The sequence below is a fragment of the Cryobacterium sp. Y11 genome (assembly GCF_002929535.1).
In the GTDB taxonomy this organism is placed as follows: Bacteria; Actinomycetota; Actinomycetes; order Actinomycetales; family Microbacteriaceae; genus Cryobacterium.
The window spans coordinates 23345-37241 of the sequence record NZ_PJJO01000041.1 but is presented as its reverse complement, the minus strand read 5'-3'; the positions used below and the strand labels follow the sequence as shown (position 1 = coordinate 37241).

The window sequence follows — 13897 nt, the reverse complement described above, 5'->3', positions numbered from 1 at the left end:
TCGTCATCGACCTCTCGGCCTCGCACATCTGGGACGCATCGACCGTCGCCACCCTCGACGCCATCAGCTACAAATATCAGCGGCAAGACAAGTACGTCGTCATCGAGGGCCTAAACGAAGCGAGCCACGAGCTGCACAGCCGCCTCGCCGGAAACCTCGGCGGCGGGCACTAACCGCGGCACACGACTATCGATCGAGGCGACGCTCCCGACAACTATGCAAGGCCACCGGCCAGCTTTCAGATTTCCACCGTGAGCATAGAGAACATCGACCGGCTTGGCCGGAAGCCGCGTGTCAATCACCTAACACTGTCGGCGCTAACTGCCCACCGCTTTCACGTGTCATGTATATGCCGTTCCACGGGCCGAGAAGATGCCTATCCCGTAAGCCGAACCCCCTACGGGACGCTAGGAGACTGTCGTCGAGCGCACGTGCGTTCAGGAGCCAACAGGCTATTTATTTGACACATGTCCGATTCACTGCGAGGTTGTAAGGAAGTTCGGAGTGCCGCAACGATGGGGGAACGCAAAATGTCGACTACAGCATCGCGAAGCTTGGATGTCAGACCCCGACTCAATAATCAAGCGCGTCGAGGTTCAACCCTCTTACTTGCTCTTGCAGCCGTCGCAATGCTTCTCACTGGGTGCAGCACCACGGCCACCGGCGACACGAATTCGCCGGGGAAACCTCTTCAGCTTCGGCTCGTGATCTCCTCCATTGACGGTCCATGCACCGCGCCGACCCTGACCTCGGACGGCGCAGCCTCCGCGTGCGACCGGGCAGGAACCACCACATACGAATTAGCACAGGTGCTGGGTGTGATCACACCAGACTCCGTAACGCTCTCCGACGATCAGGGGCCGACAAACTCCGTGAACCTTGATCTCAATGACACAGATATCGACACTATCAGCGATGCTTCTCGCGAGGCGCTGGAAAAGAATCTGGCGATCGTCCTCGACGGCCGAGTCCTCTCCGCACCGCTCGTGAAGGATGCCCTCACCGACAGCCCGCTAACACTGGTGTTCGGGACTGTATCCGAGGCCCAGCAGGTCGCCGCGGACATGAGGACTGCAACAACTCCTTGATCTCACCCAATCGACCTCGACTCCGGGATTCGACGGCATGCAGCACACCGCTTCCAACTTCGTAGACGCACGGAAATGAGCTCGTACCAGTTCAGCCGACGCCTCGACTAGCCCGTATGGGGAACCGTCAACGCGATCCCGTCAATTACCCTATGGCTCCCCTAGAATCGATTCGCCATGATGTTCACGCGCCGTATTCTCGCCGCCCTGCTCGTCGCGGTTCCGACCGTGGCCGTCGGAATCGTGGTGATGCAATGGATGCCGTTGCCGAACCCTCTAAACGTGCAGTGGTCCGGTACCGAGGTCTCGAACACGCAACCGTTGTGGATGGTCTTCCTGCCTCTCGCGGCGTTAACGCTCGGTGGCTTCGCCCTGGCCATCGCCGCCGCCGCCGATCGCGACCACGAGGAACCCTTTCGAGGAACGCTCTACATCGCGGCGGTACTGACTTCAGGCAGCGCCGGGGCCTGCTGGGCGCTCCTCGCGATGAACCTTGGCTATGCCGCACCAACCGGTCCGGCCTTCCTCGGCGCGCTGGCACTTGCGCCGGTGTACGCCCTGCTCCCGTTGGCCGTCGTCGGCATCCACGCACGGCACCAATCAAGCATCGACCAAGACATAGCGGAGCACCTCACATAGACCGTCACTCCTAATGCGCGGGTCCCACGACTTCGACCGTAAGACGGACGCCCACCGGAGCACCTAAACACGCGATCGCCGGCTTGGGTCCGTTCCAATAAGGGAACCCTCAGCGCGACGGGCTGGTGTCGGATAACCCGCACCTAAATTTGGCGAACGGTTAAATTTTCATGATGCAGCAGACCCACCGCTTATTCATAGATTCTGCTGCGATGGTCCATATCAATCACCAAAACGACCAGGCGTGCGTCTTGAAGATCACAGACCACTCGATAGTGACCGAAGCGATATAGCCACAGGCCTGACAGCGTGCCGGTTAGGGCTGTGCCCCGATCCCGGTGGCTATCGAGGACCGTGATTGCTCGAAGTGCCCCACGGATACGTCGGGCGGTCTGGGGATCAGCTTTCCGAAGCCACTTCACCGCGTCGGGCGAAAGTTCGACTTCCCAATTCACTCGATCTCATCCAAGATGCTGGCATCGACCGGGACATTGAAACGTGCAAGGAGCGCCGATGTGAACCCAGCGCTACGTGGCGGCAGAATCACGGCGGTCCGTGTCGTGAGGCGTCTCCTCGCCAATTGAGCGTACTCGTCATTGTGGAACGATGAGGGCATGACTGATGCCCACCTGGAACTCCCGATTCTTCACGGCCGGCGGTTGCTCTTGCGTGAATGGCGTAGTTCGGACGTCGCAACGATCCAGGAAGCGTCGCATGACCCCTTCATCCCGGTCACCACGACGGTGCCGTCGACAAGCGGCGAGCCGGAAGCCCTGGCGTTTATCGCTCGCCAGCAAGATCGATTACGAGCGCGCGCGGGTTACGTCTTTGCGATTGCTGACGCTTCAGACCGCGCAGTCGGGCACATCGGATTGTTCTTTTCCGCAGGCGCGCGCGCCTTCGTCGGCTACTGGATCACACCTTCCCAACGGCGTAGGGGCTACGCCTCGGAGGCGCTTGGCATTTTGACGTCGTGGGCGAAACAGCACGCGGATCTTGACCGACTGGAGCTTTACGTCGAGCCATGGAATAGTGGCTCCTGGCTAGCGGCCGAACTGGCTGGCTACAAACGTGAAGGACTACTCCGCGCCTGGGAACGGATCGATGGCAAGCCGTGCGACATGTACATGTACGCCCAACTGACAGCTAATGCCTCTGAAAAGCAAGACGTTCAGACCTGAGTCAAACATCTCGATAGCCGCTGGGTTGTGCAACTTGAAGATCGCCGCTGTGAACCGCGGGCCCGGTGGCATGCGCCAAGTCCCTTGTGAAAACACCGTCGCTTATCGCTGTGATTGACACTCGTCTGCACATCTCGTCCAGTCACCGCCGACCTTAATCCGTTCCGCAAGGGGAACGTCAGCGGGCACCGAAATCCGTCCAAGTGAGCGGCGGCGGCCAGGAGCTCTTGGCTCACGCGGGGCGGTTCTGCTTCCCGTCGAGCCAGAGTGTGTCGGATGCGTCACTGTGCGCGGTGCCACTGCCCACGTGCTTCGTGTCGATTTTTTCGCCGTTCTTGATGATATGCACGAGCGCCATGGCGTGACCGCGGCCCAAGTCGAAGTCCGCCTTCAGCCAATCGACGATCACCCCGGTTTTCGTGGACGGGTCGTCGAACCCCTTCTCCTGAGCGAGCGCGATGAACTGTCGCGGGGTCAGTCCCGTCTTGTCTTCGATGTTGTCGAGGTATGCCTGGAATGACATCTCTGCTCCTTTGCTGGTGGTGCTGGGTGCCGCAGCTCGGACCACAACGACATCGGATCACTCGATCAAGATATCGTCGCAGTCGGCGATCACCGGCCCGGCCGAGCAACGAAGCTTGAGCGAACTTTCTATCTTGCTCGAGGGGCTCTTCGCGTGAATTCAACTTCTGCCGTCGGCACGACCTTGCCGGTTCGACCGGGGGCGGCCTGGAAGCTCCAGTACAGGTTGGTGTGCTCAATCACCTGAGCGGGCGGCGGAGCGCCCCATTCGGTGAGATCTTCTGTGGTGTGCGCGTCGGAGACCAACGTCACATCGTAATCGCGGGTGAAACCCCCATGAAGGGTGGAGCGCACGCACGCGTCGGTTTGCGCACCGACAACAACAAGGTGCCCGACGTCGATCCCGGCGAGCACCTGTTCCAGGCTGGTCGCCTCGAACGAGTCTCCATACTCTTTGCGGATAACGGCCTCACCGTGCGTTGGCGTGAGGTCGGGAACGATCTGCCAGACATCGCTGTCGATCGGCAGCTCATTAGAGGAATGCTGCACCCAGAGAACCGGCACTGTTTCAGCGCGGGCGCGGTTTACCAGAATCGCGATATTCGCAACCACCGGACCGCGCCGGTGGGCGTTGGCCAGAACCCCGTTCTGGGCATCTATCACGAGAAGCGCGGTACCGGAACGGTCAGTGGGACGGGACATTTCATCCTCCAGTAGCAGAAGAGCGAGACTGCGATCATGCTACTCCCAGCATCCGACACTCAGCTCGCGAACGGTGGGCAGCGTTCTCGATGCAGCGCCCTCGGGGACCTTGGAGTTCTGCCCACCATGACGTGCCAATCTCCGAGCGGTGTGGGGCGGGACTGTCAGAAAATTGATGGATAGAATGCCCGGAAGCCGGACGTCCAGCGGGCGTGTTGAAACGCGATTCCGCTCAAGTCGATTCGCGGAGCGAGTTGCCCGTAAGGGGAACCCTGAACGGGACACGGCTGGCCCAAACACCGTCTAGTACGTTCGCGGTGAGAGGGCGACTCAGGCAGAGGCGTGGGCTGTCGTACGTTCCACGCAGTTTGTTGCTGTGACCTTGGTCGTCGAAGCAGGATTCTTAATGAGAGCTTGTGCCGGACGCACAGGTCGACGTTCAAGGTTTCCACCACAATTAGGGCAAGCCCGGCCAGGAAACGTATTCACGCACTCGGCGCACCAGGTGCATTCAAAGCTGCAGATCCATACGTCGTCCGCGTCGACGGCGAGATCTCGATCACAACATTCGCAGTTCGGGCGTATTTGAAGCATGACCGATTATGACAGGTCGCAATGGCCCGGCTACGACGGTGTTGCGGCGTCCGCTTCGACCCGCACGATACCCCAATGTGGCCGCGGATCAAATGGAAAGGTCGCGTCCTTGTCCTGTTCGCGGAACGGTTTGCGGGCTTGGTACGGATGTGCTCACGAGCTCAGCCGTCGAATACTTCACCACGGGCGAAGGCCGCACCGCCTGGCATCAGTTCGACGAGGGCCGCCGGGCAGTCATCGAAAGTGACCCGACCCACAGAAGCGGCCACCCCCGGGGAGAAGGCTGCTTCCACCTGGTAACACGTGAATACCTGGGTTGGGCCGTTGTAGTCCCGACCTCCATCGGTTGGAACATCGGGTCGAGGTCCGGATGCAATGAACACTGAAAGCTCGGCCACAGAATCCGACGAAGAGATGTCGTAGAGGACCACACCTCCCTCCCGAAGATCGAGATCGAATGTTGAAGCAACCGAACCACTCCATCGCTCACCTGGGAGTGAGTCGAGGTAGTCGACCGGTTCATTTACTGACGGCTGGTAGAGGCTCCGGCTCAATGGATCCTCGAAGGAGGTGACCTGTCTCCACAACGTTCCGTCGATCCCGCTGTCGTGGCCGCGGTACTCGATTTGGCAACCGGTGAGCGAGAGCGCAATCCCGGAGACCACCACGAGAGCACCCCACTTGCACCTGCGTGCAAACAACACTGGGCTAGCTCCTCCCGAACGATCCTCATCCATTCCCCTCGACGTCAACGAAACCGCTCCTCGTCGAACTGCTGCGTGCCACCCTCCATAGTCCACGCCGCGGCGAACGGCATCAGGGCCTCAATGGCGGCGACCCGAACGCCTTCGGCGGTCGGGAGCAGCACTCTGATACCCGGGTAGTAATCGAAAAGGACCTGTCTGTCACGCCCGCATGGTCCAACAACACCTCGACCGTGATTGCCCACAGCGACGATTGTCGTGATTTTTCGCCCGCCTTGTGCGCGCGCCGCACCAAGTGCAACCAACTCGGCACATGGCCCTCCAGTGAAATGGAACAGATTCACCCCAGCGAACATGCGGCCATCGGCATCGCGAACTGCAGCGCCCATTGTGTGTGCACCATCTTCATTGGGCCCGGCATCCGTGCTTGCGTCGATGGTCTCTCTCGCGAGCTCGACCAGCTCCAGGTCTTCGGCCGTCGGCACCGCGAGTTCAACGTTTGGGAGCATGAGGGTAATCCTACGGATCGAACCGGATGCACTCCTGGCTGGTCTGCCCGAAAGCCGAACATCTTACGGGCACTCGCCATCGCGGTGCTGGGGTTCTCGTTTCATCTACTCCGATTGCAATTGATCCCATGACGGGCGCGGCTTTGAAGTTTCTGAGCCTCGGCACGGTTGCGGATATCAGGCGGATGAGAACGACGTGGAGTCAGCGACATCGTTGGTGCTTTGCAGTCCCAACTTGGTCAAGCACTGCTCGGAGTGATCGTCACGAAGAACGCGCGGGCTCTCATACGGTGGGCCAACGGAACGGTTCATCCGCCCTAGACGAGCGAGTAACTGCGGTGCGATACGTTCCAAGTTGTTGAGTTGCCGCCCGCGGTGGAACCGGGCAAAGTAGCTCGTGCGTGGCTCATAGGGATGAACCCCCAGTTGGATGACGAGTCCCTGGCCGAGGTGCTGTCCACCGGTCGAGCGCGCGGCGTCATGGCGGCAGCACGGGCTTTCAATAATGCGGGCTAGCCACGCGCTCGCGCTCATTGAACCACCGCTGAATATTGCCTTCTCAGGGAGCCAGGGGTGGTGCGGCTGAAGGTCGCTGTACCGAAACATGAATCGTGTCGCTCAGGTCATCGTTCCCTACCTGCGGGGCGAGAACATGGCATCCGCCTACTTGACCTTCGAAACGGGCGACTTCACTTCACCGACGGCGGTGTCGGAGCACTGTGGATGAGTCTCGTCTGGACGTTGATCTGGGCTTCTCGCGGGCGCAGACTACAAATCAGAGCGGAAGAGAGTGTTGTCATGGTGGACAGGATCGGCGACATCTGGGGCACCAGGACGCCTTTTGGCCGAGGCAAGAAGTGGCCGGTGCGTGTTGATCAGAAGTTGGCTGATGGCCTCGGTGAGGACGACGTTGATCGTTGGGTGCAGTCGGCTTGCACGCTGTGCAGCAATGGCTGCGCGTGCGACATCGCGGTGAAAGACGGGCGGGTGGTCGGAGTGCGGGGTCGAGCCATCGACACCGTCAATCATGGGCGACTCGGGCCGAAGGGCCTCTTCGGCAGTTGGCAGGGTATGTCAAACAGCGACCGGCTGACTCGTCCGCTCATCCGGATCGGTGGCGAGTTGGTCGAGACCGACTGGGACACGGCGATGTCCCGGATCGTCGAGCGAAGCAAGCAGCTTTTAGCCGACAAAGGTTCACTGAGCCACGCTTTCTATACCAGCGGCCAATTGTTTCTCGAGGAGTACTACGCGCTGGCAATTCTCGGCAAGGCCGGTATCGGCACCCCGCACATGGATGGCAACACCCGATTGTGCACGGCGACCGCGGCGGCAGCGATGAAGGAGAGCTTTGGTGCGGATGGCCAGCCTGGTAGCTACGCCGACATCGACGAATGTGATGCGATGTTCCTATTCGGGCACAACCTGGCTGAGACGCAGACGGTGCTGTGGGCGAGGGTGCTCGATCGGATCGCCGGGCCCGACCGGCCACGTATTGTCTGTATCGACCCGCGTGAGACTGAGGTGGCGCGGGTCGCGGACGTGCACCTTGCGGTGCGTCCAGGGACGAACCAGGCACTGATGAATGGTCTGATCCGGGAACTGTTCATGAACGGATGGATTGATGAGGCCTACGTCGCGGCCCACACCATCGGAGTCGACAGATTGCGGGCCGTCGTGGAACCATGGACGCCAGACGCAGTAGCGGAGACCTGCGGTGTCTCGGTCGACGATGTGCGAGAAGCTGCACAAATTTTCGGCACGAGCGCCCGAGTGCTCTCCACCGTTTTGCAGGGCTTCGACCAGTCGGCGCAGGCAACCGCGGCATCGTGTCAAGTGAACAATATGCACTTGCTGCGAGGACAACTCGGCGCGCCAGGAAGCGGGGTGCTGCAGATGAACGGCCAGCCCACCGCGCAGAACAACCGGGAGTGCGGAGCGGACGGAGACCTTCCCGGATTCCGCAACTGGGAGAATTCGGAGCACGTCCGCGAGCTCGCGAGACTGTGGGACGTTGATATTTCGATCACTGCGCACAAAGCTCCCCCAACCCATGCGATGCAAATCTTTCAGTATGTCGAGCAGGGCAGCATCGAGTTTCTCTGGATCTCGGCGACGAACCCGGCGGTTTCGATGCCGGAATTGGAACGTATCCGCGCCATTCTCGGCCAAGAGAACGTCTTCCTCGTCGTGCAGGACCTCTATCTCACCGAAACGGCGCTGTTTGCCGATGTCGTGCTGCCGGCCGCGGGCTGGGGCGAGAAAACAGGAACTTTCACCAACGCGGATCGTACGGTGCATCTCTCCGACAAGGCCGTCGAGCCGCCCGGTGAGGCAAGGAGCGATCTGGATATTTTTCTTGACTATTCGGCGCGGATGAATTTTCGCACGAATTCGGGCGCGCCACTTCTCGACTGGGCCGGACCGGAGGACGGATTCCACGCGTGGCAGGACTGCAGCAGAGGCCGCCCGTGTGACTACACCGGCATCACCTACGAGCGGCTCCGAGGAGGAAGCGGCATTCCGTGGCCGTGTAACGACGAGCATCCGGAGGGAACAGTTCGACTCTACGGTGACGGCGTCTTCGCCACCGAGCCAGACGACTGCGAAACGTTCGGCCATGACCTGCTCACCGGTGCCTCGGCCGGTGAGCAGGCGTTCCGTGCGCTGCAGACTCACGGGCGCGCCGTTTTCAAGGCTGCACCCTATGCGCCACCATCCGAAGAGCCGGATGCCGACTTTCCGTTGCGGTACACGACCGGCCGCACGGCGTACCAGTTCCACACGCGCACTCGCACCGGTCGTGCCCGGCAGCTCAACAACGCGGCACCGTCGGCGTGGTTAGAGATCTCGGTGTTGGATGCTGGCCGGCTCGATATTGTGGAGGGTGACACTGTACGAGCCACCTCCCGTCGCGGTGCACTTGTCGTTCCCGCCCGCGTCAGCAATGTGCGCGAGGGTACGGTATTTGCACCGTTTCATTACGGCTATTGGGATTCGGGACGGCCCGGTCCGGACGGTCACCCCACCGCAGCCAACGAACTGACGATGACAGAGTGGGATCCGGTATCCAAGCAGCCCCTGTTCAAAAATGCGGTGTGCGGGTGGAGAAAGTAGCGAACGGTACCGGGCCATCCCCGGCTCCAACAACCGCAGCATCCCGGCCTGCAGATTTTGGCGGCGTGTCGGTCACGGTTGGCGGCCCGGACGCCGAGGCGCACGAATCAACATCTCCGATCAAGTTGCCCGCTGTCGCGCCCGAGCAGGGAAACTGATGCTGTTCCCTGCATGAGTCATCCCCAGCCGTCGCCGGTTCCACCTTTCTGAAGCCAACTCAGCCGTGGGTGGCTCCGCCCGGGCGCTCAGCCGCAGCTCAGCCGGTGCTATCGAGAATCAGGCGCGCCGCTTCCGTTGGTTGGTCCCAGTGCGGGAAGTGTCCGCAGTTTTCGAACCAGTGCAACGTTGCATCCGGGAACAGCTCCGTGGCCCGCGCCGCCTCACTGGGAGCGGTGACCTTGTCCTTCCGCCCCCATCCAATGACCATTTTGCCCTTGAGTGAACCGGCCGGTGCGCCTTCCTGGCGGGGTCCGTGAATCAGCGCGTTGAGGGACGGGTCCAGGCTGGTCGATGTCTTGAACCCGCGAAGCTCGTGCAGGACCAGATCCTGTGGCAGCTTCCAGGGGTGGGCGGAGAACTGTGAAAACAGGGCTGTGCGGCCCACAGGGTTGCCCGTGAGGAAGGGGAGCGCCGGTTGGATGCGGCGCACCAGTGCAACGGATGCCTTGATGCTTGTACCAAAGATCGCTGCCTGGCGGTCATTCCAGAATCCACCAGGGTCCAGTGCGACCGTGGTGCCAGCGTGCCCGCGGCGTGCCATTTCCATTACCATCCGGGCGCCCATGGAGCTGCCTACCAGATCAAGGTCACCCAGTTCCGTGTCGCGGATAAAGGCTTCGACGGAATCGGTCAGCGTGGCAATGGTGGTTTCGCCGGTCAGCGGCGCGGATTCGCCGCAGCCGGGGAGGTCGACGACGATGACATCGCGTTCAGCGGCCAGCGCCGGGATTACCGGGTTCCAGTTGCCAATACTGGAACCAAGCCCATGGATCAGCAGGAGTGGCTTACCGGAGCCTTGCCGAGTTGAGTGCAACATGACTTCACTGTAGGGGCAGTGCAACATATCTGGCTAGAGGCCCGACGGCACAGCGATACGCCGTTAGGCAGCGCATCCAACGCTCAATCGCAGCTTGGGTAGGCAGTCCCATCGATCCGCAAGAGGGACGTCCAGCGGGCGCGTTGAAACGTGATTCCGCTCAAGTCGATTCGCGGAGCGAGTTGCCCGATAGCGGAACCCTAACCGGGAACGGGAGCCGTCGCGGTCAGTGGTGTGCTGTGACAGTCAGGCGATGGTTGTGAACGGTGATTACGGCCAATGTGACGAGAACAACACCGACGAGAACGATCATGCTCCATTTTCCATGTTCCATGGGCATTGGTAAGTGCGACCCCGCCGAAGACAAGGAGACCTGCGCCAATGCTCCGCATCGCGATGGATCCAGCCGGGATGACCGGAGGATTCCGGTTGAAGGGGATTCTCGTGTCGGGGTTGGCCCGAATGGTGCGGATCAAGGACGCGATGAAGAGCACGGCTCCCACGACGGCTCCAATCCACTCAAACACATCCATGCCGCTGAGCACACTAATGCGGACCTGCGGGTTTTCCAGCTCGGGTTGCTCTGGCTCCCCAACCTCCCGTTGCTCGTCAGCGAACGCGCTCATCGACACGGGTGATGCAGCCTGACAGCGTCTCGACAGCAGCCAAGACGCGAACGGACGGATCAGGAACTTTGATGTGACGATTTCACGCAACGGGAACGGCGTCCAAGATGCCCGAACGGGCGATCTACGACTCACGCTCGATTCCCGTTGGACTCGTCTACAGGGCGTCACCCTATGCGACTTCGGGTCGTGCGATGCTGGACGGACTGTGAGATCAGACTTTGAGGAATCCTTCTTCTCCCAGCTGACATCCGCCTCCCCCACTGGACGCGGCCACGGCGCACCATCGAAATCGTCAGGAGCCCAGAAAAGATGGAGATTTCAGTATGACCGCAACGAAACCCCTGCCCTATCGATCCTCCAACGTCTACCTCACGCTCCCTGTTCTGGTTATGTTTGCCGTTCTGACTGTTGCGAGCCCGGCCACAATGATCACGCTCCTGGCTACGGGCGCCATCGAAGCAAACAAGTGGCCATTCGCAGTGATGATCCTGGTTCTGGTTTTTGTCAGCCTTGGCGGCTGTGTCCTTAGCCACCACCGCATCGAGATCACCAGAGATTCAGTCCGACTGGTCTGGTTCCCCGCATACCGAAAGACGATTCTGGCCGCCGAGATCAGCGCAATTGACCAACGATCCATAAATCCCTGGCACCACGGGCTAGGGCTCCGCTTCATCGGGGATTCGACGCTTGCGCAGATGAATCGCGGCGGCACCGGCATCGTTGTTGAGACGAACACTAAGCGACGATATCTGATCGTGATGAAAGACCTCGACGAAGCTGACTTGGCTACCAACCTACTTATCGACATGAGAAACAATCGTCCGGGCTAACACCTAGTTTGCAGGTAGTCCATTTCTACGAAGCGTTCTCCGTGCCCGATGTCGCAGCGCAAGTGGGAGAGGCGGACTCCCCCACCGCAACCCCGGGACGCTCATTTTCTGTACTTACGCCTCATGCCGGAGCAATCCATTCACGTCCGGTCGTGCGGGAGCCCGACAAACTACGGACGCCCAATACGGTTATGCCACCCCGCGCCTCAAGGTCTTCACACGCGTGGCGCCCATCGCAGCGCGTGCCGAGAGCCGCGTCATCGCCTGAGCGCCAGGCGCCTAGCCCCGACAGCGGTTCCCCCAGTCCGAAAGAGGGACGCTCAGCGGGGACCGAATCGCGTGAAGCCAACCGTGTCGACGTCCAAACTGAGACGCCCGTAAGCGGAACCCTGAGCGGGACGGGAGGTTTTTCGGGTCCGTTGCGTGTGGGGCTCACTGAGCCGCCGCCGGCGCTATTAGATCATTCCGTGGCGCGCCAGGCAGTCGAGGTACCAGTTGAAGCCGACGTCATTGACGTCGCCAGTGACCATGGAATAGTAGTTTCGCTCGTCGGCCCCGGCTTCCCGGAAACCAGTCACCGCGACCAAGACTGTGCTGAGGTAGTCGGACGTTCCGTATACCTTGGCTCCAGTCACCTGGTCACCTTCACGTTCAAGAACAACCGACGTGCGCTGCCCCAGGGCGTGCTGAATCGTCAGCAAGTTGTAGGCCAGCCAGGACGCGTCCGGCAGAGCGGATCGCACCGTTGCGGCACCCGAGCGCCGATCCAGAAACAGGCTTTTCCAATAGTCCTCGTACGCCTCAGGGCCGCAGTCCTTCATTGCCTTCTCTTCCTCGCTGTATAGGCGCTGAAGGACCTCTGGATGGGTGATTGTGTACAGCTTGTAGATCAGGACTTCGCGGACCTCTTCGTCATTGCGGTAGTCCGCGCTGGAAATCGCTGCTAACGGGATCTCATAGGCCCGAAATTCTTTTTCAAGCCAACGTTCAACGGCTTCCGTTGTGCACGTTTGTGGCTCGGCTTTCTTCCAGCGTTCAAGCAGACTCATCACTGTGTCGCTCCGTCCCATTGCGTCGAGAAATCCACGATATCGGGTGGCTTCTATCCGAATGTGGAGACCGCTCCGAGAGGACGTGTCGATCCCTGTGGCCCGCGTAGTCGCGGGCCAGTCCGTGACTAATTCCAGCGACACGGATGCGCCTTCAACGATGCCGAGAAAAGCCACCTACGCCCCCCTCGACGAGCGCGTAGGTGCAGTCGGTAGAGAGCGCGGCAGCTGAAGACAAGCGAGACACCAGAGCCTGCCTGCAAGGGGAACGGCGAACCCTTGCGGGGCGTTGAGCGGCGAGTCTCGGGCAGGGCGGATATCCGCTTCCGTGTCTCCTGGGGTTCAGGACGTCACAAGGAAAAAGTGCCCGACCAACACTCGGGTGGACCTGATTTAAATGAGGATGGCGGGGCCTTGTACTCTGGTCGTGGTCAGGCTCTCCGAAAGGATGCTGGCCTTGTACTTCATGCACGGAGCATCGTTGGGTGCCAAGACACATGAGATACAAGTACGGCACGTTTTCCACAAGCCTCACGGTTATGGCTGCACCCAGCCAACATCAAGGGACCATGTCGGCTGCGCCTGCGCCCACCGCGGGCAGAGCATCATCGTCCGCACCAGCCTCACAGGCCACATCAGCAACGGATGGATCACATGACAACGCCTGGACTTGCCGACCTGATCTACCAAGGAAATATGGATCAGGCGATCGAACTCGCGAACCAGCTCACCCCGGATGAGATTCGTAAGCGTATTTTGAATGACGACGAACGGTTCCTTGATGACCAAGCGCCCTGTGATGTTTTTCTTCGCCGCTGGTACCAGACTTTGGAGAGCCCCTACCTGCGTGCTGAAGCTGCGGACTGTTTTGTGAGCGCCTATACGACGGAACTCGCGCCCATACCAAACGGCGAGTACATCGGTGCCTACATGCGCACTGAGTCGTTGCGCGAACTCATCAAAAAGGCAGCCAGCGCGATCCTTGGTCCAGAGTTGAAGGATTTGGAAGATACTCCTGAGCACCCACTTGATGCAGCTTCGGCGCAAAAGTGGCGCGCCGCCGGCCGGATCCTCGCCAAGCTCAACTTGCCTCTCGCGGTGTCACCGATCGCTCCGGTGGAAGACGAGACGGACTGACATCGGTGGCACCCTCTCGCGACCCGAGAGCAAAGCAAATCCGGCCGGCGTCTCTACGAGTGCGGGCAACGGCTTCCAGGGCATAGCAGCCCGTCCACCCTCGCAGGCCGTCGAGGTGCGAGTGTGGTCGACCACGCGCTGCCCGCGGAGGTTCCTTGGC

The 13897-nt window shown here is 60.6% G+C and carries 15 protein-coding genes and 1 pseudogene; 8 read left to right on the top strand and 8 right to left on the bottom strand.

What is annotated here, in order from left to right:
• From CXY75_RS01885 to CXY75_RS01875, 3 genes and pseudogenes are all read left to right on the top strand, one after another.
• Nucleotides 1–173: pseudogene (locus CXY75_RS01885) on the top strand (sodium-independent anion transporter); the annotation flags it as partial.
• Nucleotides 174–704: 531 nt separating this feature from the next.
• Nucleotides 705–1088 (top strand): hypothetical protein, encoded by a 384-nt coding sequence (locus CXY75_RS01880; protein ID WP_146069324.1) that lies wholly within the window; start codon nt 705–707, stop codon nt 1086–1088.
• Between the two features lie 177 nt (nt 1089–1265).
• Entirely contained in the window at nt 1266–1727 is a 462-nt protein-coding gene (locus tag CXY75_RS01875) for a hypothetical protein (RefSeq protein WP_104081173.1), read from the top strand.
• 191 nt (nt 1728–1918) lie between these two features.
• On the opposite strand, the gene CXY75_RS01870 is transcribed toward CXY75_RS01875, so the two are convergent.
• Nucleotides 1919–2182 (bottom strand): type II toxin-antitoxin system RelE/ParE family toxin, encoded by a 264-nt coding sequence (locus tag CXY75_RS01870; RefSeq protein WP_104081172.1) that lies wholly within the window; start codon nt 2180–2182, stop codon nt 1919–1921.
• 159 nt (nt 2183–2341) lie between these two features.
• Here CXY75_RS01870 and CXY75_RS01865 point away from each other — a divergent pair, with 159 nt between their 5' ends.
• Entirely contained in the window at nt 2342–2908 is a 567-nt protein-coding gene (locus CXY75_RS01865) for a GNAT family N-acetyltransferase (RefSeq protein ID WP_104081171.1), read from the top strand.
• Nucleotides 2909–3140: 232 nt separating this feature from the next.
• Here the strand turns inward: CXY75_RS01865 and CXY75_RS01860 are convergent, their stop codons facing one another.
• The 5 genes from CXY75_RS01860 to CXY75_RS01840 all read right to left on the bottom strand — a co-directional run bounded on the left by CXY75_RS01860 (nt 3141) and on the right by CXY75_RS01840 (nt 5939).
• Nucleotides 3141–3431: a DUF4287 domain-containing protein gene (locus CXY75_RS01860; protein WP_104081170.1), complete on the bottom strand. Its 291-nt coding sequence runs from the start codon at nt 3429–3431 to the stop codon at nt 3141–3143.
• 128 nt (nt 3432–3559) lie between these two features.
• Complete coding sequence (locus tag CXY75_RS01855; protein WP_104081169.1) at nt 3560–4132, bottom strand: isochorismatase family protein; 573 nt, start codon at nt 4130–4132, stop codon at nt 3560–3562.
• 330 nt (nt 4133–4462) lie between these two features.
• Nucleotides 4463–4726 carry a DUF1272 domain-containing protein gene (locus tag CXY75_RS01850; protein WP_104081168.1) on the bottom strand — a complete coding sequence of 88 codons (264 nt, stop codon included), beginning with the start codon at nt 4724–4726 and terminating at the stop codon, nt 4463–4465.
• Nucleotides 4727–4887: 161 nt separating this feature from the next.
• A complete protein-coding gene (locus CXY75_RS01845) occupies nt 4888–5430 on the bottom strand; it encodes a hypothetical protein (RefSeq protein ID WP_104081167.1) in 543 nt (180 codons plus the stop codon).
• 44 nt (nt 5431–5474) lie between these two features.
• Nucleotides 5475–5939 (bottom strand): cytidine deaminase, encoded by a 465-nt coding sequence (locus CXY75_RS01840; protein ID WP_199182328.1) that lies wholly within the window; start codon nt 5937–5939, stop codon nt 5475–5477.
• Between the two features lie 604 nt (nt 5940–6543).
• Here CXY75_RS01840 and CXY75_RS20675 point away from each other — a divergent pair.
• The gene (locus tag CXY75_RS20675; protein WP_255411750.1) at nt 6544–6666 is read left to right on the top strand and encodes a hypothetical protein; all 123 of its coding nucleotides are present in this window, start codon (nt 6544–6546) and stop codon (nt 6664–6666) included.
• A gap of 71 nt (nt 6667–6737) precedes the next feature.
• Nucleotides 6738–9056, top strand: coding sequence for a molybdopterin oxidoreductase family protein (locus CXY75_RS01830; protein ID WP_369826633.1), 2319 nt, complete (start codon nt 6738–6740; stop codon nt 9054–9056).
• Nucleotides 9057–9312: 256 nt separating this feature from the next.
• On the opposite strand, the gene CXY75_RS01825 is transcribed toward CXY75_RS01830, so the two are convergent.
• Nucleotides 9313–10092, bottom strand: coding sequence for an alpha/beta fold hydrolase (locus CXY75_RS01825; protein ID WP_233201674.1), 780 nt, complete (start codon nt 10090–10092; stop codon nt 9313–9315).
• Nucleotides 10093–11044: 952 nt separating this feature from the next.
• On the opposite strand from CXY75_RS01825, the gene CXY75_RS01815 reads away from it, so the two are divergent.
• Nucleotides 11045–11551 (top strand): hypothetical protein, encoded by a 507-nt coding sequence (locus tag CXY75_RS01815; RefSeq protein ID WP_104081163.1) that lies wholly within the window; start codon nt 11045–11047, stop codon nt 11549–11551.
• 455 nt (nt 11552–12006) lie between these two features.
• Here the strand turns inward: CXY75_RS01815 and CXY75_RS01810 are convergent, their stop codons facing one another.
• The gene (locus tag CXY75_RS01810; RefSeq protein WP_104081162.1) at nt 12007–12600 is read right to left on the bottom strand and encodes a hypothetical protein; all 594 of its coding nucleotides are present in this window, start codon (nt 12598–12600) and stop codon (nt 12007–12009) included.
• 654 nt (nt 12601–13254) lie between these two features.
• Between CXY75_RS01810 and CXY75_RS01805 the strand changes: the two genes are divergently transcribed.
• Entirely contained in the window at nt 13255–13737 is a 483-nt protein-coding gene (locus CXY75_RS01805) for a hypothetical protein (RefSeq protein WP_146069323.1), read from the top strand.
• Nucleotides 13738–13897: the final 160 nt, after the last annotated feature.